This window comes from Oleiphilus sp. HI0079 (assembly GCF_001635105.1).
The window spans coordinates 1-387 of the sequence record NZ_LWFT01000419.1 but is presented as its reverse complement, the minus strand read 5'-3'; the positions used below and the strand labels follow the sequence as shown (position 1 = coordinate 387).

Below are 387 nucleotides of genomic sequence, written 5' to 3'. Positions count from 1 at the left end.
CATTAGCACCTCTGATGCTTGATGTGCGATTAAAGTGAATACGCCTGAACTCATCAACGCCTTTGAAAATAACAATGCTGTGGTAATGATTAACCATAATTGCACAGGTAGCCGTCGCAATACTTCTTGCCGATTAAGACAACCCGTTAAAAGGTAGAGCGCGAACAGCAAAACCAATCCTTGCAGTAATTCCACCATGCCGCTTGCAGCCAAGGCAATCACCGCAACAAAACCACCAATAGCCAAACGCCCTTGAGCATCACTTAGTATGTGGTCTGGCTCGACCCCGGAAACAAACACAAAGTTGTTACTGAGGTTATTACGACTGTGGAAGTCAGCACCCACTGCCAACACAAGGAAATCGCCAGCTTTGAGCTCTATCTCACC

Annotated in this window: 1 protein-coding gene; it reads right to left on the bottom strand. The window is 46.5% G+C overall.

What is annotated here, in order from left to right; genetic code table 11:
* A partial coding sequence (locus A3750_RS25950) for a hypothetical protein (protein WP_369819924.1) occupies positions 1–387 on the bottom strand: 387 nt, incomplete at both ends.